The sequence below is a fragment of the Psychrobacillus sp. Z3-81 genome (assembly GCF_056620325.1).
The window spans coordinates 1-270 of the sequence record NZ_JBWQPU010000060.1 but is presented as its reverse complement, the minus strand read 5'-3'; the positions used below and the strand labels follow the sequence as shown (position 1 = coordinate 270).

General features: G+C 67.4%; 1 protein-coding gene. It reads left to right on the top strand.

The features are described 5' to 3' along the window. Positions 1-199, top strand: a 199-nt coding sequence (locus AC1ECF_RS17625; protein WP_480390741.1) for a ClpP family protease, incomplete at its 5' end; no start/stop codon positions are given. Positions 200-270 lie beyond the last annotated feature (71 nt).

Sequence of the window (270 nt, the reverse complement as noted above, 5' to 3'; positions counted from 1 at the left end):
CGAGCTCATCCTCCACATGAAGCGCGTCCTCGCGGAGCTCATCGCGGAGCAGACGGGCAAGAGCGTCGAGCAGATCCACACCGACTCGGACCGCGACCGCTGGTTCACCGCGCCGGAGGCGCTGGAGTACGGATTCATCGACCACGTCGTGACCCACGCCGACTCGGTCGCCGGGGGCGGCGGGACGACCGGTTCCTGAACCGGCTCACACCGCACGCGACCCCGCACCGACATCGAGGAGTAACCCCATGAGCATCGAGTCCCAGTTCA